Source organism: Haloferax sp. KTX1, assembly GCF_902410085.1.
Taxonomy (GTDB): domain Archaea; phylum Halobacteriota; class Halobacteria; order Halobacteriales; family Haloferacaceae; genus Haloferax; species Haloferax massiliensis.
Genome location: NZ_CABPRH010000008.1, coordinates 31,456 through 51,277 on the forward strand (window position 1 = coordinate 31,456; position 19,822 = coordinate 51,277).

The following is a 19,822-nucleotide window of genomic DNA, read 5'->3' on the forward strand; positions in this document are numbered from 1 at the left end:
ATGTTCGAAATCGCAATCGACCGAGACGCCTGCGACGGCATCTTCGCCTGTCTCGCCCGCGACGGCCGGTTCGTCGAGGACGACGACGGCCTCGCCACAATCGACCCCGACGCGGCCGGCGTCGTAAGCGTCGAGCGCACCGACGACCGGGTCGTCGCCATCCTCGAAGGCGACGCCGAGGCGGACGACGACGACGCGACGCTCGCGGCCCGGGCCTGTCCGCCGGGTGCGATTTCGGTCCGGGAGGTGGACGCGTGAGCGACGCGAACGCCGGTGACTCGGCCGCGGACGCCGACTCGGACGCGAGCGTGGACGCCGCCGTCGCCCCCGCGGACGACCTCCTGAAGAGCGCGCCAGAGACGGCGTACCTGTGGGGCCACGTCGCCGGCGGCGGCCGCGTCGAGCCGGGACAGTTCACGGCGCTGACGGGCGACGAGACCTGCGCGAACCGCCTCGCGGTCATCGCCGGCGGCGGCGAAATCGACCGCCGAGAGACGGCGCGAGCGTACGCCCACAACACCGCCGTCACCCGCGTCAAAGACGAGTACCACGTCATGGTCGAAGGCGACGTGGTCAGACGCGCGAGCGCCGCGTTCGGCCTCCCCGTCGGCGACGACGACGGCGGCTACCGCTTCGACGTGTTCGAAGACCGGCGGAAACAGCTCCTTCGGGGGCTCCTCGAATCCTGCGGGACGGTCTGTTTCAAGTCCTCGACGGGGACGGTCGGCATCTCGTTCGTCCACGACGACCGGGCGCTCCTCGACGCCGTGGACCGACTGCTCGACGCCTGCCCGGTCGACGCGCCGACCGGCGAGATTGGGGAGACCTCCTCGGGCGGCTACTGGTTCGGCATCGACGACGACGCGGCCGCCGACTTCGGCGAGTGGGTCTACGAGGGAAGCGACGAGACGAGCCTGTTCGCGCCGACGCGGCGTCGAAAGCTCGTCCGCAGCCTCGAAGAGGCCGAGAACGCATGAGTCTCGAACGGCCCGACCCGGCGCTCGACGACGACGCGGTGCTCCTCGTCGGCCACGGCTCGCGCCGCGAGGAGTCGAACGAGCAGGTGCGGACGCTCGCCGCGAAGCTGGAGTCGCGGCTGTCGGTCCCGGTGGACGCGGCGTACATCGAACTCGCCGAGCCGTCGATAGACGACGCGATAGAGTCGATGGCACCGACCTGCCGGACGATGACCGTCGTCCCGCTGTCGCTTTTCGCCGCGAGCCACGTGAAAAACGACGTGCCGCTGGCGGTCCAGCGAGCGCGCGCGACCCACGACGACGCCGAGTTCCGGTTCGGGTCGCACCTCGGCATCCACCCCTCGCTCGTGGACCTGTTGGACGAGCGGGCGCGGGCGGTCGAGTCCGACCTCGGCGTCGACCGCGAGGACGACGACGTGGCGGTCGTGCTCTGCGCCCGCGGGTCGAGCGACCCCGACTCGAACGGCGACGTGCACAAACTGGCGCGCCTGCTGTACGAGGGTCGGGAGTTCACCCGCGTCGAATCGGCGTTCATCGGCGTCACGACGCCCCGACTTGAGGAGACGCTTCACACCGTCGCCAGGGACCGCCCGGACGCCGTCGTCGTCCTCCCGTACATGCTCGGCGACGGCGTGTTGACGGGGCGAATCGTGGATAAATCCGAGACGTTCGACGAGGAGTACCCCTACGTCGACGCCGGCGCGTCGGGACCGCTCGGGACGGACGACCGGGTGGTCGAGACGCTCGCGGACCGCTACCGAGAGGCCCGCACGGGGAGCGTCGAGATGTCCTGCGACACCTGCAAGTACAAGGTCGAACTCGCCGGCTACGAGGACGACGAGGGCGGCGCTCGCGCGATGCTTCGCTCGCTCGTCCATCAGGCCGAACACGCCGACCGAAGCGACGTGGATGACGACCCGCACGTCCACGACGCCCCCGAGAAACACGTCGCGGTCTGCACGAACCAGACCTGCGCCGCGAGCGGCGCGGCGACCGTCCTCGAACGACTCAGGCAGGGCGTGCGCGACGCCGACGACTGCGACGTGCACGTCTCTCGAAGCTCGTGTCTCGGCCAGTGCGGCGACGGCCCAATCGTCGCCGTCTACCCCGACAGCGTCTGGTACGGCGGCGTGACGCCCGACGACACAGAGCGCATCGTCTCGTCCCACCTCGAACGGGACCGCATCGTCTCGAACCTCGTCCACCAATCACTCTAACCATGGCCTGCGCAGAACTCGAAGCGCTCCGACTCGCGCTGTTGAACATCACCGGAACGACCGACGAACACGCGAAGCGACACGCCGAAGCCGAACTCGAAGACTACCTCGGCGACGCCGACCCCGGCCCGATTCAGGCGCTCGCGAACGCGACCACCCTCGATGAGGCCCAACGACACCTCGACGCCGCGCTCGTCGACCTCGAAGAGGAGGCGACGCGAGTCGACGACGACGACCCGCGGGCCGGCTACCTCCGGGGACGGCTCGTCGCCGTCCGCGACGCCGAGCGGTCGCTTCGCCGCCTCCGGGAGGGCACAGATGCACTCCTCGACGACCTCGGAGAGGCCCACCACACGCTCCACGACGCCTTCCCCGTCGAGGACTGAGTCCCGATGGCTCCGTCTCCACTCACCGCCCGCCGCGACCTCGGCGAAGTCGACCCCGCGAGCAGTCGCCACAACTGGGCGCGCTCCGCGGTCGAAGCGACCGAAGAGGCCGTCTTCGTCGGAACCGCGGACGGACGCGTCGTGGCGCTGGCGGCCGACGCGGCCGACGCGGCCGACGACGCCGTGCCCGACACCGGCGAACGCTGGGAGACGCGCGGCGAGCACCCCGTCGTGTCGATGGCCGCGACCGACGACTCCCTCGTCGTCGGCGAGCGCGGCGGCGGCGGGCTGGTTCGCGTCCTCGACGCCGAGACGGGCGACGCCCGCTGGACGTACGCGACGGCCGACGACGTGGGCACGGCGACGAAAGACTCGCTTTTCTTCCGGCCCTACGTCGTCGACCTCGCGGTGACCGGCGACAGGGTCGTCGTCGCCGCCCGGCGCTACGAGCGGGACGGCGAAGAGCGAGTCTGGCGGAGCGTCGTCCTCGGATTCGACCGCGACGGGCGGCTCGCGTGGCGCAGACGCGTCCACGCCTCGCCCATCGCGGTCGCCGCCGACGGGGACCGCGTCGCCGTCGCGTACAACCGCTGTCCGAACCCCGAACAGGACGGCCTCGTGCTCCTCGACGCCCACACCGGGGGACGAGTCGCGTCGTGGGACCCCGGCACCGACGGGGACCGACGGGTCGGCGACGTGGCGTTCGCGGGCGACGCGCTCGCCGTCGCCAGCCACGGCGACAAGCGCGGCTATCTCGTCGATTTCGAGGGGAACGAGCGGTGCCGACTCGACCTCGCCACCGAGCGCCGCGTCGGCGACGAGACGGTCTACGCCTATCCGACCCACGTCAGCGTCGCCGACGGAACCGCCGTCTTCGTCACGGGCAACACGTTCGCCGAGTCGACCCGCGACCCGGACGCGCGACACCCCGACGAACACACCGCGGTCGGCGTCTCGGTCGACGGGGGCGAGCGCCTGTGGACCCGCGACACCGGCGGATTCGCGCGAGCCGCCGTCGCAACCGAGTCACTGGTCTTCGTGCCGTCCGCCCAGCACTTCCGGGAGCGGGAGGCCGACCGCCACGGGGTCCACGCGTTCGACGCGACGGCGGGGCACGTCCGGACCGACGGCCTCCCGGGCATCCCGACCGCCGTCGCCGCGGGCGGGGGCGTCCTCGCGGTGGTCGAAGAGCCGGTCGAGTACCACGACGAGGGCGTCACGTGCGGAGCGTACCGGCTCCGCACGCGACCGATTCGATAGGGACACACCATGCCGAAAGAGACGACCGAATCCCGGCTACTGCTCGTCCCCGGAGCGCGCGGCCTCGGCGACCCGCTCGGCCGAGAGGTCAGACAGCGGGATGCGCCGCGCGCCCGTCTCGGAGACGAGGACGTCGGTCACGCCGATGCCGTCGTCGCCGGCGTCGACGACGACGACCGAGGCGTCGGCGGCGGCGAGGCTCCGCGCCGCCGCCCGGGTCTGTCCGGTCGGGCTCCCGTCCGCGACGTTGGCCCGGCCGTCGGTGACGACGACGACGAGCGCGGCGTCGGCGTCCGAGCGGTCGATGACCCGGCGAGCGGCGTCGAGTCCCGAGGGAAGCGGCGTCCGGTCGCCCGTCGGGAGTTCCTTCAGGTGCCGCGCCGCCAGCGTGACGCTGTCGGTCGGCGGGAGCAACACCTCGGCGTCGTCGCCGGCGACGGCGACGAACGCGACCTCGTCGCGCTGTTCGTAGGCGTCTTCGAGGAGCGACAGCACGGTGCCCTTCGCCCGCCGCATCGCGGCGCGCATCGACGCGCTCGCGTCCACGACGAACACGACGAGCGTCGCGGCCGACCCGCGGGCGACCGCGGTTCTGAGGTCCGACCGGGTGACGCGGGACCGACCGACCGACGCCGCGGCCCGGACCGACGCCGGAACGTCGATGTCGTCGGTCTCCGTCGCCGGTTCGGTCCGCACCCGCGAGCCGCGTCCCTGCCGCGACTCCCGCACCGCGGCGCGGCTCCCGTCGCCCGGCGTCTCCGCGTCGAGGCCCGCGTCCTCGACCGGCGGGCGCTCGGAGTCGCCGATGGCCGCCCGGCTCTGGCCGGGGAGAAGCGGCGTCGCTTCGTCGGGGTCGTCACCGGAGCCGTCGGAGTCACCGTCGCCGGAAGTTCCGTCTTCCGAATCGCCGTCCTCGGGTCCGGTCTCGTCGGCTCCGCCGACTCCACCGTCTCGGTCGTCGCCGCCGGTATCGTCGTTCCCGGCGTCGGAGTCGGGAGCCTCTCCCGCGTCGTCAGAGTCGTTTGCGTCGTCGGCATCGCCGTCTCCCTCGGCGCGTTCGTCGCCGTCTTCGGCGTCGCTACCGTCACTATCGCCGCCGCCACCGTCACCGTCACCGTCGCCATCGCCCGCGTCGTCCCGCTCCGCGTCCTCGTCGAAGTGGTCGTCGAGCACGTCGTCGAGGTCGGGGTCGTCGTCGAACGGGCGGCTCTGAAGCCGGTGCGGGAGCGCGAGCGCGGCCGCCTCGCGCACGTCGCTTTCGAGCACCTTCGTCCGGCCGTCGAGCGCCGCGAGGGTGCGGGCCGCGCGGGCGATGGCGATGTCGGCGCGGTGGCCCTCGACGCCGGCGTCGACGCAGAGTTCGGCGATGTCGCGCTTGAACTCGGTCGGGAGGGCGACCGAGTCGAGGCGGTCGGTCGCCTCGCGGAGGTCAGCTTCGAGCGCCGCGGTCTCCTCGCGGTTGGCGTCGGCGGCCGTCTCCGCGTCGTCGCCGCGCGCCAGGGCCCGGTCGATAATCGCCACGCGGTCGTCGATGTCGCGGCTCCCGACGACGGTCGCCTGAAGGGCGAAGCGGTCCCGGAGTTGGGGGCGGAGGTCGCCCTCCTCGGGGTTCATCGTCCCGACGAGGGTGAACTCGGCGGGGTGTTCGACGCTCACCCCGTCGCGTTCGACGCGGTTGACGCCGCTCGCGGCCGCGTCCAACAGCAGATCGACGAGGTGGTCGTCGAGGAGGTTCACCTCGTCCACGTAGAGGATGCCGCGGTTCGCGCGGGCCAAGAGCCCGGGGTCGAACGACGCCTCGCCGTCGAGCGCGTCGGCGACGGAGAGCGTGCCCGCCACCCGGTCGCGGGTCGCGCCGAGCGGGAGCGTCACGAGCGGGACCGGCCGATGTTCGACCTCGTGGTCGTCGCGGGCGCGACAGGAGTCGCACTGGCGGGCCGGGTCGTCCGGCGGACAGCCGTACGGACAGTCCGCGACGACCGCCTGTTCGGGCAAGAGGTCGGCGAGCGCGCGGACCGCGGTCGACTTCGCGGTTCCCTTCTCGCCGCGGACGAGCAGCCCGTCGAGGTCGTCGTTGGCCCCGACGGCCAACAGCGCCCGTTTCAGTTCGTCTTGGCCGACGATAGCCGAGAACGAAAGCGTCTGAGTCGTCATCGAATACGAAACCGTAGTTGCAGTAAGACAATAACAGTTTATCAATGACACCGACAATCGGACTGTACACAGCGACCGAAAACGAGTTGGGCGCGGTCCAGCGGGCCGCGCGCCGACTCGACGGAATCGACCTCGTCGTCCGCTCCGCGAGCGATTTGGACGACGTGACCGACGCGGACGCCTTCGTCGACGAGTTGGAGTCGGCGACGGCGGCCGTCTTCTGGCTCCACGGGGCCGAAGACAGCATGCCCGGCTACGACCACGCGGTCGAACGACTCGAAGCCGCGGGCGTGCCGCTCGTCGTCAAAGCCACGGGCGACGCCTTCGCGCGCCGAGACACGACCGTTTCCGACGCGGACCGCGGGCGCGTCTGCGACTACCTCGACCGCGGCGGCGCGGTGAACGTCGAGAACCTCTGCCGGTTCCTCGCCGCCGAGTACGCCGGCGTCGAGACCGAGGTCGACGACCCGGTCGAACTCCCGACCGAGGGCGTCTACCACCCGGACTACCCCGGCGTCGAGTACGACGAACTGCTCGACACCCACGACCCCGACAAGCCGACCGTCGGCGTCTGGTTCTACGAGTCCCACTGGACGCACGCGAACACCCGGTACGTGGACGCGCTCGTGGAGCGACTCGAATCGCTCGGCGCGAACGTCCTCCCGGCGTTCTGCAACCCCGCGACCGACGAGGAGGGCCAAGAGAACGCCGAGTGGGTCGCGCGGAACTGGTTCTCCGACGACGACGGCCCCGTCGTGGACGCCGTCGTCAGCTCCTTCATGTTCTCGCTGTCGATGAGCGAGCGCGGCCGCGACGCCGACGACGAAGGTTCGGACGCCGAGGACGTGTTCCTCAGCGAACTCGGCGTTCCCGTGTTGCAGGCAATCACGACCATGCGCTCTCGAAGCCGGTACGAATCGAGCGACACGGGCGTGATGGGCTTCGAACTCGCGCTGTCGGTCGCGCTCCCCGAGTTCGACGGCAACGTCATCACCCACCCGATAAGCGGGAAAGAGCGGATGGAAGACGAGGCGGGCGTCGGGAGCGCGCCGAAACAGCACTTCCCCATCGAGGACCGCGTGGACCACGTCGCCCGCCTCGCGGTCAACTGGACGCGGCTCCGACACCTCCCGAACGACGAGAAGCACGTCGCGGTCGTCCTCCACAACTACCCGCCGAGCGACGACGGCATCGGGACGGCCTTCGGGATGGACAGCCCCGCGAGCACGGTCAACCTCCTGTCGGAACTGCGGAGCCGGGGCTACGCCGTCGGCGACCTCCCCGCGGACGGGCAGGCGCTCATCGACGACCTCACCTCGCAGTTGACGCTGGACGACCGCTGGGTCGCACCCGAGGACGTGCGGGACCTGAGCGTCGACGTGGTCTCGCCCGACCAGTACGCCGACTGGTTCGCCGACGCCGACGACCGATTCCGCGACAACGTCGTCGAGGAGTGGGGCGACCCGCCGGAGCGACCCTTCGCCATTCCGGGCGTCGAGTTCGGGAACGTCCTCGTGACCGTCCAGCCCCCGCGCGGCTTCGGGATGGACCCCTCGAAGGTGTACCACGATTCTGACCTCCAGCCGCCGCACGACTACGTGGCGTTCTACGCGTGGCTCCGCGAGGCGTTCGAGGCCGACGCCGTGGTCCACCTCGGCACCCACGGGAGTCTCGAATGGCTCCCCGGCAAGACCGTCGGCCTGAACGGCGAGAGCGCCCCGGACCAACTGGTCTCCGACCTCCCGAACGTCTACCCGTACATCGTCAACAACCCCGGCGAGGGGACGCAGGCCAAGCGCCGGTCGTACGCGGCTATCGTGGACTACCTCACCCCGGTCATGCGCACCGCGGGGACCTACGACGACCTCGCGGACCTCGAAGAACTCGCCCGCGAGTACCGCGAGGCGGGCACGGACGAGGCCCGCCCCGAGCGCGGCGACCAACTCCGCGACCTCCTCCTCGACGCAATCGACGACCTCGACCTCGCGGTCGAACTCGGGTTCGACGACGCCGACGCGGTCGGTGACGCACTCGGCGACGCGGATGCCGGTTCCGGCGTCGATACCGAACAGGTCGATTTCGACGAACTGGTCGAGCGCGTCCACGAGTACCTGACCGACGTGAAGACGACGCAGATTCGGATGGGCCTCCACACGATGGGCGAACCGCCCGAGCGCGACCGGCTCGTGGAGTACCTCGTCGCGCTCACTCGGCTCCCGAACGCGGACACGCCGAGTCTCCGCGAGAGCGTCGCGGGCGTCATGGGCGTCGACTACGACCGGATGCGGGACGAACCGGGGACGTACGACGACGACCTCGGGATGTATCTCTCGGAGGCCGCGGACCGCGTCTACGACCAGTGCGTCGAACTGGTCGCCGCACTCGCCGAGCGCGACTTCGACGTGCCCGAGTCGGAGGCCGACGCCGGCCCCGACGATGAAGTGAACATGAACCTGCTCGTCGTCGACATCGACCAACTCGGCGACTCGCGGGCGACGCGCGGCGCGCACGACGACCTCCGCGAGGTGCTGGCGTTCATCTGTGACGAGGCGGCCCCGCGGGTCGCGGCCGCGGAAGCCGAGATTCCGCAGACTGCGGACGCGCTGGCCGGCGAGTACGTCCGGCCCGGCGGCTCCGGCGCGCCGACCCGCGGCGGGGTGGACCTGCTGCCGACCGGGCGGAACTTCTACACGCTCGACCCGCGGAAAGTCCCGGCCAAGCCGGCGTGGAGCGTCGGCGAGCGCGTCGCCGAGGGCGTTCTGGACCGCCACTACGACGACCACGGCGAGTACCCCGAGGAGTTCGGGGTCGTCGCGTGGGGGACGCCGACGGTCCGGACCCGCGGCGAGACCATCGCGCAGGTGCTCGCGTTCATGGGCGTCGAACCGGTGTGGACCGACGCCGGCCGCGTCGACGACGTGGAGCCGATTCCGCTGGACGAACTCGACCGCCCGCGAATCGACGTGACGACCCGCGTCTCGGGGCTGTTCCGCGACGCGTTCCCGCAGGCCGCGAGCGTCGTCAACGACGCCGTCGACGCGGTCGTCGACCTCGACGAACCCCACGAGATGAACTACGTGAAAAAGCACGTCGAGGAGGACGCCGCCGAGTTCGAATCGGAGGGCGTGGACCCCGACGATGCCGAGAAACTGGCCAAACACCGCGTGTTCACGACGACGCCCGGCGGCTACGGCGCGGGGACGAACAAGGCCGTCGACGAGGGCGAGTGGGACGACCGGAGCGACCTCGCGGACGTGTTCGTCCAGTGGGGCGGCTACGCCCTCGGGAGTCGCGGCCGCGTGACCGAGGCCCACGACGCCTTCGAGCGACGCCTGAGCGGCGTCGAAGCCACGGTGAAAATCGAGGACACCGCCGAACAGGACGAGTTCGACTCCTCCGACTGGTACGCCTTCCACGGCGGGTTCGTCTCCGCCGTCGGCGAGATTTCCGGGAGCGACCCGGCCTCGTACGTCGGCGACTCCAGCGACCCCGACAACGTCAGCGTCTACACGAACGAGGAGAAAGTCCGCAAGGCGATGCGGGCGCGCGTCCTCAACCCCGACTGGCTCGATAGCATGGAGGAACACGGCTACAAGGGCGCGGGCGACCTCTCGACCACGGTCGACGTCGCGCTCGGCTGGGACGCGACCACGGGCGTCGTCAGCGACACGCTCTGGGAGAGTCTCGCCGACGCCTACGCCTTCGACGAGGACCGACAGGAGTGGCTGCACGACGTGAACCCGTGGGCGCTCGAAAGCATCACCGCGACGTTCCTCGAAGCCATCGACCGCGACCTGTGGGACGCCGACGACGACGTGCGAGAGCGGTTGCAGGACGTCAACCTCTCCGTGGAGGGCGACCTCGAAGCGAACACGACGAACGCCATGACGCAGACCCAATCCGATGACTGAACGAGACGCCTACGCCGACCTCGGCGCGACGACGCGAGACGCGATGGACATCGCGGAGACGAGCATGGACATCGTCCGGACGTTCGTCCCCGACGAGACGCTGACCGACCGACTGCGGCAGAAGTCGGTCCACTCGACCGGCGACATCGAGTTCCAGCACCTCATCCGGTGTCAGAACGATCCGGTCGTCGCGGGCGCGAGGGCCGTCCTCGACGAGCGGCCCATCGTGACCGACATCACGATGGCGAAAGCCGGTATCACCGGCCGCGGCCACGATTGCCCGGTGCGGAAGGCAATCGGCAACGGGGCGGAACTCGCCGCCGAGACGGGGATGACCCGGACCGCGGCCGCGGTGCTCGAACTCGACAAGGAGGGCGTCTACGACGGCGCAATCGCGGTCGTCGGCAACGCGCCGACCGCCGCGCTGGCGCTCTGTGACTGCATCGAGAACGGGACCCGACCGGCGGCCGTCGTGGCGACGCCCGTCGGGTTCGTCAAGGCAGAAGAGAGCCGGAAGCGCGTCCGCGAAATCGCCGACGAGTACGGCGTCCCCGCGGTGACGAACGTCGGGAAACGCGGCGGGAGCGGCCTCGCGGCCGCGCTCACGAACGAGCTGATTCACGTCGCCAGCGACGTTCGAAACGGCGACGTCGACCTCGAAGCCCATGAGTGAGGACGACCCGTACGACCTCGGTTCGGGGCCTGACCCGGCGACGTTCGCGGCCGCCGCGCCCGAGCAGAGCATCGGCGAGGACGCCGAGGCCGCGGATGCACCTGTCTACGCGGTCGGCGTCGGCCCCGGGAACCCCGAGTACCTGACACCTCGCGGACGACGGGCGATTCGGGAGGCCGACGTGGTCGTCGGCTTCGAGACGGTCGTCGAGTTCGTCGGCGACGAGACCGACGCCGACCTGCTCACCTGCGGCTACGCCGACGAGGCCGACGCGCTGGCCGAGTTCGGGCGGCGCGTCGCGGCCGGCGACCGGGGGACGGCGGTCCTCATGGGCGACCCGAACCACTCGGGCTACCAGTTCCTCGGGAAGGTCCAGCGGGCCGTCGAGCGACCGGTGCGGGTGATTCCGGGCATCTCGTCGCTCCAGATCGCCGCGAGTCGCGCCCGGACGCCGATGGAGGACACGCGGTTCGTCACGCTCCACAAAAGCGGGTCGCTCGACGCCGACCTCGACCGACTGGCCGAGGCGGTCGGCGAGCGCCACCTGCTCGTCCTGCCGCGGCCGTTCGACTGGATGCCGGGGGACATCGCCGAGTTCCTCATCGATGCGGGCGCTGACGCGACGCTGGACGCGCTCGTGCTCGAACGGTTGACCCACGACGACGAGCGAATCACCCGGACCACGCTCGGCGACCTGCGCGACTCGGCCGGCGGGAGCGGCCCCGACTCGACGCCGTACTCGGACCTCTCGGTGCTCGCCGTCAGAGCGCCCGTCGACGCGGCGGACTGAGCCGCCCCGCCGCGCGAGAGTAGTTAGGCCCGCCTAAATTCCGAAGACGTTTTAACTGTTTAGGTAAGCCTAAAAGACATGGCAAACGACGGACAAAGCGGACGGGAATCGACGCGGCGCGAGTACCTGCAGTACGGCGGGGCAGTCGTCGCGGGCGGCCTGCTCGCCGGCTGTACCGGCGGCGGCGGGTCGGAGACGACGACGGCGTCCGAGCCCGAGACGACCGCGGCCGAGACGACCGAGGCGGCGACGGAGACCGAAACCGAAACCGAGACCACGACCGAGGCGTCGGAGTCCTACTCGGTGTCGATAGAGCCGGTCGGCGAGGTCACCTTCGACTCGGTTCCCGAGACGTGGATCGCCAACAACGGCGGTTGGGCCGACATGGGCGTCGCGCTCGGTCTCGACGCGCCGATGGGCGTCTGGCTCCCCGGCCGGTACCACACGCAGTACTACGACGAGATTCCGGACGTGAGCGTCGACAAGTCGTCTATCCGCCAGCTGTGGGGCGACAGCGGCGTCGGCAAGGAGCAGTTCTACGAGCTGAACGCCGACGTACACATCGCCGACCCGAACTTCCTCCTGAACCGCGGCCAGTGGAGCGAGGCCGACATCGAGGAGATCAGTACGCAGGTCGGGCCGTTCTTCGGCAACAGCATCTTCTCGCGCAGCTACGCGTGGCACGACGACTACCGCTACTACAGCCTCTACGAGGCGTTCGAGAAGCTCGCGCGGGTGTTCCAGCGCGAGGAGCGCTTCGAGGCGTTCGAGCGGGTCCACGAGGAGTTCCAGTCGAACCTCGCGTCGATCCTCCCCGCGGACGGCGAGCGGCCCTCGGCCGCCGTCGTCTGGGGCGGCGGCGACGAACCCGAGGAGTTCTACCCCTACATCATCGACGAGGGGACGAGCTTCAAGCACCTCAACGACTTGGAGGTCGACGACGCGCTCGCGGCGACAGACGTGAAGGACTTCTACAGCAACCGCGGCGCGGTCGACTTCGAGACGCTTCTGGAGGTCGACCCCGAGGTGCTCCTCCTGCGCGGACAGGAAGCCAAGACCCGCGAGGAGTTCCAGAACACCGTGGTCTCGTTCATGGAGAACCACGAGGTCGCGGGCGAACTCACCGCCGTCAAGAACGGCGACGTCTACCGCGCCGGCGCGCTCTATCAGGGCCCCATCACGAACCTCGTCGTCACGGACCGGCTCGCGCGGACGCTGTACGACGCCGACGAGCGCCTGTTCGACGCCCAGCGCGTCGCAGACATCGCCAACGGGAACCTGTAACCCGGTCCGACCTCGCGGCCCCGCTTTTCCCCGCGTTCGTTCGGCGGCGAGCGGCGCGTTCCGCCAGAACCCTTATTGTGTTTTAGGCTAGCCTAAAAATATGGCAACCAACCGATGTTCGGACGGCCCCTCGCGGCCGTCGCGCCGCGTTCCGGGGGTGACGCTCCACTCGTGACGGCGGTCCACCGAGCGGAAGCGAGCTAAGTCGTCGGGACGACTCGACGCGAGTCCGAACATCCGACCGCGTCCGTGAGGCGAGCGGGCCGGCGGCCGGTGAGTCAACCGCCGCGAACGGTCCGCGGCGACCGAAGAGCGGCTGCGCTGTTCCGATATTTTCACTAAAATCCAGATTGCAGTAAACCTTTTGTGTTTTTAGGCCGACCTAAAATTGTATGCTCGACAGCGACAGACCGACGGCGAACCGGCGGAGGAATGCTCGATGACCGGCCCGACGCCCGGCAACGAGGCGTTGCTCGAACAGCAGGCCGCCCGCGAGTCGAGCGCGCGGACCTACCCCCGACACCTCCCGCACGCGATACGGGAGGCCTCGGGCGTCACCGTCACCGACATGGACGGCGAGGAGTACTACGACTGCCTCGCGGGGGCCGGCACGCTCGCACTCGGCCACAACCATCCGAAGGTGGTCGAGGCGATGGAGCGCGTCCTCGCCGAGGACCGCCCGCTTCACACCCTCGACATCACGACGCCCGTCAAGGAGCGGTTCGTCGACGCGCTGTTCGACAGCCTCCCCGACGAGTTCGCCGACAACGCGCGGGTGCAGTTCTGTAGCCCCGCCGGGACCGACGCCGTCGAGGCCGCGCTCAAACTCGTCAAGACCGCGACGGGCAACCGGAGCGTCCTCGGGTTTCAGGGCGGCTACCACGGGATGACCAACGGGGCGCTGAGCCTGATGGGCGACACCGACCCGAAAGAGAGCGTCCCCGGCCTGATGCCCGACGTACACCACCTCCCGTATCCGTACGAGTACCGGTGTCCGTTCGGCGTCGGCGGCGACGAGTGCCACGAACTCGCCGCGCGGTACGTCGAACGCACCCTCGACGACCCCGAAAGCGGCATCACCGAACCCGCGGGGATGGTGGTCGAACTCGTGCAGGGCGAGGGGGGCGCGATTCCCGCGCCCGACGATTGGACCCGCGAGATTCGACGGATGACCCGCGAGCGCGACGTCCCGCTGGTCGTGGACGAGATTCAGACAGGTCTCGGCCGGACCGGCGAGCTGTACGCCTTCGAACACGCCGATATCGTCCCCGACGCGGTCACGCTCTCGAAGGCCATCGGCGGGTCGCTCCCGCTTTCGGTCGTCGTCTACGACGAGTCGCTCGACGTCTGGGAGCCGGGGGCGCACGCCGGCACCTTCCGGGGGAACCAACTCGCGATGGCCGCCGGCATCGCCACCATCGAACACGTGCTCGAACACGACCTCGACGACCACGCCGCGCGCATGGGCGACCGACTCCGCGGCCACCTCGACGCGACGAAACGCGCTCACGACGCCGTCGGCGACGTTCGCGGCCGCGGGCTGATGCTCGGCGTCGAACTCGTCGACCCCGCGGGCGAACCCGACGCCTGCGGGCGCTTCCCGGCGCATCCGGACCTCGCCGACGCCGTCCGCGCGGCGTGTTTCGACCGCGGGCTCATCGTCGAACTCGGCGGCCGCCACGGGAGTGTCGTGCGGTTCCTCCCGCCGCTCGTCGTCACTCCGAACGACGTGGACGCCATCGGGAGCATCTTCGCGGACGCCGTGGAGGCCGCAATCGAGGACGTCGACGCCGACGGCCGCCGGGAGGTCACCGCATGAACGGCGTCGGCGGCGTCGACGGCAGAGGCGAGCGGCGCGACCCGCGACCGGACGCCGCGAAGTGGTTCCTGAGCGGCGACGACGACGACCGAGCCCGCTACCGCGACGCGATTCGCCGGGCGTGCGACCTCGTCCTCGACGAGTTCGCCGAGGAGGCGACGCCCTATTCGGGGGCGACGCCCGAGGAACTCGACGCCGCGCTCGACCGGTTCGAGATGTTGCCCCACGAGGGCGACGGCGTGGCCGCGGCGCTCGACCGCACCGAGCCGATTCTGCGGAACTCGGTCGGCGTCTCGGACCCGGCCTGCGTCGCCCATCTCCAGTGTCCGCCGACGATTCCCGCGCTCGCGGCCGAGGTGCTTTTGACCGCGACGAACCAGTCGATGGACTCGTGGGACCAGAGCCCCGCCGCGACACAGCTCGAACGGCGGTTCGTCGACGAGCTGTGCGATCTGTTCGGCTACGAGGACGGCGACGGCGTGTTCACGAGCGGCGGCACGCAGTCGAACTTCGTCGGCCTGCTCCTCGCGCGCAACAGGGTCCTCCTGGAGGAGTACGGCGTCGATGTACAACGGGAAGGCCTCCCGCCGGAGGCGCGGGACCTGCGAATCCTCTGTTCGGCCGACGCCCACTTCACCGCCACGCAGGCGGCCTCGCACCTCGGCCTCGGCGAGAACGCCGTCGTCACCGTCCCGACCGACGACGACCGCCGGTTGTCGATGGCGGCGTTCGACGAGGCGGTGGCGGACCTCCGCGAGCGCGGGAAGCGCCCGTTCGCAATCGTCGCCACCGCCGGGACGACCGATTTCGGCAGCATCGACCCGTTAGGCCCGCTGGCCGAGCGCGCGGCCGACCTCGACTGCTGGTACCACGTCGACGCGGCGTGGGGCGGCGCGCTCGCCCTGAGCGACGACCACGCCGACAAACTCGCCGGCATCGAGGCCGCCGACTCCGTCGCGGTCGACTTCCACAAACTGTTCTACCAGCCGATTAGCTGCGGCGCGCTCCTCGTCCGCGACGCGTCGGCGTACGACCTCATCGACCGCAACGCGGCCTACCTGAACCCCGAGCGCGACGACGACGCGGGCGTGCCGAACCTCGTCTCGAAGTCGGTCCAGACGACCCGGCGGTTCGACGCGCTCAAGCCCTTCGTCACGATGCAGGCGCTCGGCCGCGAGGGGCTGGCGTCGATGGTCGAGTACACCGTCGACCTCGCCGACGACGCCGCGAGGCTCGTCGAGGCCGACCCCGATCTGCGGCTCGTCCACGACTCCGACCTGAACGTCGTCATCTTCCGGTACGTCTCCGACCGGGAGCAGGAAGACGACCCGGCCGACGGCCCGAGCGCCGACGACCTGAACGAGGCCATCCGCGACTCGCTCCTCGACGACGGCGAGGCCGTGGTGGCCCGGACCACCATCGACGGCGAGACGTGTCTGAAACTGACGCTCCTGAACCCCCGAACGACGCGCGGGGACCTCCGAGCCCTCCTGCGCGAGGTTTCGGCCCGCGGAACCGCTCTCGAACCGACGACCGACGACCGACACGCATGAATCCGAACGACACAGCCGAGTCAGCGACGATACACAGCTTCCTGAACTGCTACTTCCGTGAGACCGGCGATTACAGCGTCGTCCCCGCCGGGGACGCGCCGGTCGAGACGGACGCCGACGACGTCGTCCGCGCGCCGCTTTCCCGGCAGGGCGTGGACCTCTACGTCCCGCTTTCGTACCGGTCGCCGACGGACCGCCACCTGTTCGACCTGCCCGGCGTCTACCGGCTTCCCCACGGCGAGACGCTCCCGCTGGAGTACACGACGCTCGTGACGCTCGTCACGACCGAACTCAGACTCGACCGCGACGACACCGGCGCGCCCGACGAACTCCTCTTGCGAGTCGTCAAGAGCTGTCGGAACATCGAGCGATTCGTCGAGGCCCGCCGCGGCGACGAGGAGCGGCTGTACGGCTTCGACACCAGCTTCCGCGACGCCGAGCAGTCGCTCGTCTTCGGCCACCCGCTCCACCCGACGCCGAAGAGCAGGCAGGGCATCCCCGACCACGAGTCGCGGACCTACGCGCCGGAACTCCGCGGGTCGTTTTCGCTTTCGTACTTCAGCGCCGACCCGGCGCTCGTCTCGCAGGACTCCGCACGCGACGGCTCGGCGGCCGAGTGGGTCGCGTCGGCCCTCCGGGCGGACGGCTCGGTCCCCGAGTCGTTCGTTTCTGAACACGTCGAGAGCGACGAGGTGCTGATTCCCGTCCACCCGTGGCAGGCGGACTACCTCCGCGCGCAACCCGAGGTACGGGCGCACCTCGGCGACGGCCTCGAATACGTCGGCCAAGTCGGCCGGGAGTTCTATCCGACCTCCTCGGTTCGGACCCTGTACTCGCCGGACGCGCCGTTCATGGTCAAGGGGTCGCTGAACGTCAAAATCACCAACTCCGAGCGGACGAACAAACGCCCCGAACTGGAGCGCGGGGTCGCCGTCACCGAACTGCTGGACACCGAACTCGGCGATGAGATGGAATCCCGGTTCCCGGCGTTCGACGTCGTCCGCGACCCGGCGTACCTGACGGTCGACCTCGGCGACGGCGAGTCCGGCTTCGAGACCGTCCTCCGCGAGAATCCCTTCCGCGGCAACGCGGCGATGAACGCGACGCCCGTGGTCGGCCTCTGTCAGGACCACCTCGGCGACGGGTCGTCGCGGCTGGCGACGCTCGTGGAGGGCATCGCCGACCACGAGGGGCGGCCGACAGACGAGGTGGCGGAAGACTGGTTCCGCCAGTACCTCGAACTGTCGGTTCGGCCGGTGCTGTGGCTGTATCTCGAACGCGGACTGGGCGTCGAGGCCCACCAGCAAAACAGCGTCCTAACGCTCGACGGCGGCTATCCGGAGACGTTCCGCTACCGCGACAATCAGGGCTACTACCTCCCCGAGTCGATGTACGACGAGGTGAACGCGCTCCTGCCGGGCATCGGCGAGCGCGCCGACACGGTCTGTCCGGACGCCGTCGCCGACGAGCGCGTCCGGTACTACGTCGTCATCAACAACGCCTTCGGCCTCGTCAACGCCTTCGGCACGGCCGGACTGGTCGACGAGCGACGCCTCCTGGGCGTCCTCCGCGAGGAGCTCGAATCGCTCCGCCGGTACGACCGGCCGTCGTCGTCGCTGCTCGACGACCTCCTTACTCAAGCGACGATTCCGTGCAAGGCGAACCTGCTCACGCGATTCCACGACATGGACGAACTGGAGGGGTCGCTGGCGAACCAGTCGGTGTACGCGGACATCGACAACCCGCTCGTCACGGAACTGGAGGTGCCGGCTCCATGACCGACGCGCCGGCAAGCGCCGCGGCGGACTCGGGGACGAACGACGCGGGCCGCGAGTACGCCTACCGCGTCCGCGACGAGCGAATCGACCGGACCATCGCCTTCGCGGAAGTCGACCCGGCGCTGGACTTCGACCGGCTTCACGCGTGGCTCGGCTCCGACCACGTGAAGCCGTACTGGCAACTCGACCTCCCCGAGCCGGCGTTTCGGGAGCGGCTCGACGAGAAGTTGGCCGACGACCATCTCACCCCGTACGTCGGCCTGCTCGACCACACGCCGATGAGCTACTGGGAGGCGTACCGCGCGGCGGACGACGTCGTCGCGTCGTGCTACGACGCCGACCCCGAGGACCGCGGCATCCACCTGCTCATCGGGCCGCCGGAGTATCTCGGCCGCGGCTACTCGATACCGCTCTTGCGGGCGATGACGGCGTTTCAGTTCCGCTCGACCGACGCGCCTCGCGTCGTCAGCGAACCGGACGTGCGAAACGAGCGGGTCATCCACGTCTTCGAGCGGTGCGGCTACGAGGCACAGAAACGCATCGACCCCCCGGACAAGGAGGCCCTGCTGATGCACTGCGAGCGCGACCGGTTCTTCGACGCGGTGGCCGAGAACGCGGAGCCGGAGGCGGAGGTGAGCCGATGAGCGAATCTCGCGTCCGCGACGTGGTCGGAATCGGTCTCGGCCCGTTCAACCTCGGGCTGGCGGCGCTACTCGACGGCGCGTCCGAGGACGTGGACGCGGCGTTCCTCGAACGGGACGCCGAGTTCGCGTGGCACGAGGGAATGCTCATCGAGGGGACGACGCTTGAGGTCCCGTTCCTCGCGGACCTCGTGACGCTCGCCGACCCGACGAGTCCCCACAGCTACCTCAACTACCTGCGGGAGACCGGCCGCATCTACGAGTTCTACTTCTACGAGACGTTCCAGATTCCCCGACGGGAGTACAACGACTACCTCCGATGGGTGGTCGACCGGCTCGACGCCTGCCGGTTCAACCGCGAGGTCACCGAGGTGCGCTGGGACGACCGCGAGGGGAACTTCGCAGTCATCGCGCGGAATCCGGAAACCGGCGAGCGCTCCGAGTACCGCGCCGAGAACCTCGCGCTCGGAATCGGCTCTCGGCCGCACGTCCCCGAACACCTCCGCGGACACCCGAGCGAAGACGTCCACCACACGGCGCGGTATCGGCACAACCGCGAGCGCGTCGTGGACGCGGACACGGTCACCGTCGTCGGGTCCGGACAGAGCGCCGCCGAGGTGTTCCAAGACCTCTTGGAGCGACAGTCCGACCACGGCTACCGACTGGATTGGCTGACGCGCTCTGACGGCTTTTTCCCCATGGAGTACTCGAAGCTCGGCCTCCAGCACTTCACGCCCGAGTACGAGCGGTACGTCTACGACCTCCCGCAGGCGGTGAAAGACGACCTCATCCCGAATCAGGACCTGCTGTACAAGGGAATCGACCCGGAGACGAGCGCAGAGATATACGACCTGCTCTACCGGCGCTCCATCGGTGGCAACGACCCCGACGTCGGCCTCTTTGCGATGACCGAGGTCCGAGACATCGCGGCCGCCGGCGACGCGTACACCCTCGACTGTCACCAGCGGCAGGCCGAGGAGTCGTTCGTCCACGAAAGCGAGGTCGTGATTCTCGGCACGGGCTACGAACGGCCGATGCCCGAGTTCCTCGAACCGATGGAAGACGCCATCGAGTGGGACGAAAAGGACCGGTTCGAAGTGACCGAAGACCACCGACTCGCGGTCGACGTGCCGGGAGACGTGTTCCTCCAGAACGCCGAGGTCCACACCCACGGCGTCGGGGTTCCGGACCTCGGCCTCGGGTGCTACCGGAACGCGAAGTTCGTCAACCGACTCGTCGGCCGCGAGGTCTACCCCGACGACGGCGACACGGTCTTTCAGGACTTCTCGGTGGCGCAGTTCCTCGAACACGCACCGAACGCTACCCGCGCGGGCGGAAGCGAGACGCCGCTCACGCCGACGCAGGACGACTAACGATAC

At 69.8% G+C, this 19,822-nt stretch carries 15 protein-coding genes; 14 read left to right on the plus strand and 1 reads right to left on the minus strand.

Annotated elements, in window-relative coordinates:
* The 5 genes from FY251_RS13250 to FY251_RS13270 are packed head-to-tail and all read left to right on the plus strand — an operon-like array spanning position 1 to position 3,840.
* Complete coding sequence (locus FY251_RS13250) at positions 1-258, plus strand: ferredoxin (protein ID WP_148415326.1); 258 nt, start codon at positions 1-3, stop codon at positions 256-258.
* Positions 255-977, plus strand: coding sequence for a cobalamin biosynthesis protein (locus tag FY251_RS13255; protein WP_394349429.1), 723 nt, complete (start codon positions 255-257; stop codon positions 975-977). Before FY251_RS13250 ends, FY251_RS13255 begins: the two co-directional genes overlap by 4 nt.
* Positions 974-2,194: a CbiX/SirB N-terminal domain-containing protein gene (locus tag FY251_RS13260; RefSeq protein WP_148415328.1), complete on the plus strand. Its 1,221-nt coding sequence runs from the start codon at positions 974-976 to the stop codon at positions 2,192-2,194. The genes FY251_RS13255 and FY251_RS13260 overlap by 4 nt, the downstream gene beginning before the upstream one ends.
* Before the next feature lie 2 nt (positions 2,195-2,196).
* Positions 2,197-2,580: a DUF3209 family protein gene (locus FY251_RS13265; RefSeq protein WP_148415330.1), complete on the plus strand. Its 384-nt coding sequence runs from the start codon at positions 2,197-2,199 to the stop codon at positions 2,578-2,580.
* Positions 2,581-2,586: 6 nt separating this feature from the next.
* Positions 2,587-3,840, plus strand: a complete 1,254-nt coding sequence (locus FY251_RS13270) for a PQQ-binding-like beta-propeller repeat protein (protein ID WP_148415332.1) — start codon at positions 2,587-2,589, stop codon at positions 3,838-3,840.
* Between the two features lie 36 nt (positions 3,841-3,876).
* Here FY251_RS13270 and FY251_RS13275 read toward each other — a convergent pair whose 3' ends face one another.
* On the minus strand, positions 3,877-5,994 hold the full coding sequence (locus FY251_RS13275) for a VWA domain-containing protein (RefSeq protein WP_148415334.1): 2,118 nt from the start codon (positions 5,992-5,994) through the stop codon (positions 3,877-3,879).
* A gap of 44 nt (positions 5,995-6,038) precedes the next feature.
* Here FY251_RS13275 and cobN point away from each other — a divergent pair, with 44 nt between their 5' ends.
* The 9 genes from cobN to FY251_RS13320 all read left to right on the plus strand — a co-directional run bounded on the left by cobN (position 6,039) and on the right by FY251_RS13320 (position 19,816).
* Positions 6,039-9,905, plus strand: a complete 3,867-nt coding sequence (gene cobN, locus FY251_RS13280; protein WP_148415336.1) for a cobaltochelatase subunit CobN — start codon at positions 6,039-6,041, stop codon at positions 9,903-9,905.
* On the plus strand, positions 9,898-10,578 hold the full coding sequence (locus FY251_RS13285) for a precorrin-8X methylmutase (RefSeq protein ID WP_148415338.1): 681 nt from the start codon (positions 9,898-9,900) through the stop codon (positions 10,576-10,578). The genes cobN and FY251_RS13285 overlap by 8 nt, the downstream gene beginning before the upstream one ends.
* Complete coding sequence (locus FY251_RS13290) at positions 10,571-11,368, plus strand: cobalt-precorrin-7 (C(5))-methyltransferase (RefSeq protein WP_148415340.1); 798 nt, start codon at positions 10,571-10,573, stop codon at positions 11,366-11,368. Before FY251_RS13285 ends, FY251_RS13290 begins: the two co-directional genes overlap by 8 nt.
* Before the next feature lie 78 nt (positions 11,369-11,446).
* Positions 11,447-12,652, plus strand: coding sequence for an ABC transporter substrate-binding protein (locus tag FY251_RS13295; RefSeq protein WP_148415342.1), 1,206 nt, complete (start codon positions 11,447-11,449; stop codon positions 12,650-12,652).
* Between the two features lie 439 nt (positions 12,653-13,091).
* On the plus strand, positions 13,092-14,471 hold the full coding sequence (locus tag FY251_RS13300) for a diaminobutyrate--2-oxoglutarate transaminase (protein WP_148415344.1): 1,380 nt from the start codon (positions 13,092-13,094) through the stop codon (positions 14,469-14,471).
* A complete protein-coding gene (locus FY251_RS13305; protein WP_148415346.1) occupies positions 14,468-16,024 on the plus strand; it encodes an aspartate aminotransferase family protein in 1,557 nt (518 codons plus the stop codon). The genes FY251_RS13300 and FY251_RS13305 overlap by 4 nt, the downstream gene beginning before the upstream one ends.
* Positions 16,021-17,802 carry an IucA/IucC family siderophore biosynthesis protein gene (locus FY251_RS13310; protein ID WP_148415348.1) on the plus strand — a complete coding sequence of 594 codons (1,782 nt, stop codon included), beginning with the start codon at positions 16,021-16,023 and terminating at the stop codon, positions 17,800-17,802. Before FY251_RS13305 ends, FY251_RS13310 begins: the two co-directional genes overlap by 4 nt.
* Positions 17,799-18,446 (plus strand): GNAT family N-acetyltransferase, encoded by a 648-nt coding sequence (locus tag FY251_RS13315; protein ID WP_148415350.1) that lies wholly within the window; start codon positions 17,799-17,801, stop codon positions 18,444-18,446. The genes FY251_RS13310 and FY251_RS13315 overlap by 4 nt, the downstream gene beginning before the upstream one ends.
* Complete coding sequence (locus FY251_RS13320) at positions 18,443-19,816, plus strand: lysine N(6)-hydroxylase/L-ornithine N(5)-oxygenase family protein (RefSeq protein ID WP_148415352.1); 1,374 nt, start codon at positions 18,443-18,445, stop codon at positions 19,814-19,816. Before FY251_RS13315 ends, FY251_RS13320 begins: the two co-directional genes overlap by 4 nt.
* Positions 19,817-19,822 lie beyond the last annotated feature (6 nt).

What these genes read in the sequence shown, in the direction of transcription:
- FY251_RS13250 (WP_148415326.1), top strand. Translation starts at nt 1, where the DNA reads ATGTTCGAAATCGCAATCGACCGAGACGCCTGCGACGGCATCTTCGCC.
- FY251_RS13260 (WP_148415328.1), top strand. Translation starts at nt 974, where the DNA reads ATGAGTCTCGAACGGCCCGACCCGGCGCTCGACGACGACGCGGTGCTC.
- FY251_RS13265 (WP_148415330.1), top strand. Translation starts at nt 2,197, where the DNA reads ATGGCCTGCGCAGAACTCGAAGCGCTCCGACTCGCGCTGTTGAACATC.
- FY251_RS13270 (WP_148415332.1), top strand. Translation starts at nt 2,587, where the DNA reads ATGGCTCCGTCTCCACTCACCGCCCGCCGCGACCTCGGCGAAGTCGAC.
- FY251_RS13275 (WP_148415334.1), bottom strand. Translation starts at nt 5,994, where the DNA reads ATGACGACTCAGACGCTTTCGTTCTCGGCTATCGTCGGCCAAGACGAA.
- cobN (WP_148415336.1), top strand. Translation starts at nt 6,039, where the DNA reads ATGACACCGACAATCGGACTGTACACAGCGACCGAAAACGAGTTGGGC.
- FY251_RS13285 (WP_148415338.1), top strand. Translation starts at nt 9,898, where the DNA reads ATGACTGAACGAGACGCCTACGCCGACCTCGGCGCGACGACGCGAGAC.
- FY251_RS13290 (WP_148415340.1), top strand. Translation starts at nt 10,571, where the DNA reads ATGAGTGAGGACGACCCGTACGACCTCGGTTCGGGGCCTGACCCGGCG.
- FY251_RS13295 (WP_148415342.1), top strand. Translation starts at nt 11,447, where the DNA reads ATGGCAAACGACGGACAAAGCGGACGGGAATCGACGCGGCGCGAGTAC.
- FY251_RS13300 (WP_148415344.1), top strand. Translation starts at nt 13,092, where the DNA reads ATGACCGGCCCGACGCCCGGCAACGAGGCGTTGCTCGAACAGCAGGCC.
- FY251_RS13305 (WP_148415346.1), top strand. Translation starts at nt 14,468, where the DNA reads ATGAACGGCGTCGGCGGCGTCGACGGCAGAGGCGAGCGGCGCGACCCG.
- FY251_RS13310 (WP_148415348.1), top strand. Translation starts at nt 16,021, where the DNA reads ATGAATCCGAACGACACAGCCGAGTCAGCGACGATACACAGCTTCCTG.
- FY251_RS13315 (WP_148415350.1), top strand. Translation starts at nt 17,799, where the DNA reads ATGACCGACGCGCCGGCAAGCGCCGCGGCGGACTCGGGGACGAACGAC.
- FY251_RS13320 (WP_148415352.1), top strand. Translation starts at nt 18,443, where the DNA reads ATGAGCGAATCTCGCGTCCGCGACGTGGTCGGAATCGGTCTCGGCCCG.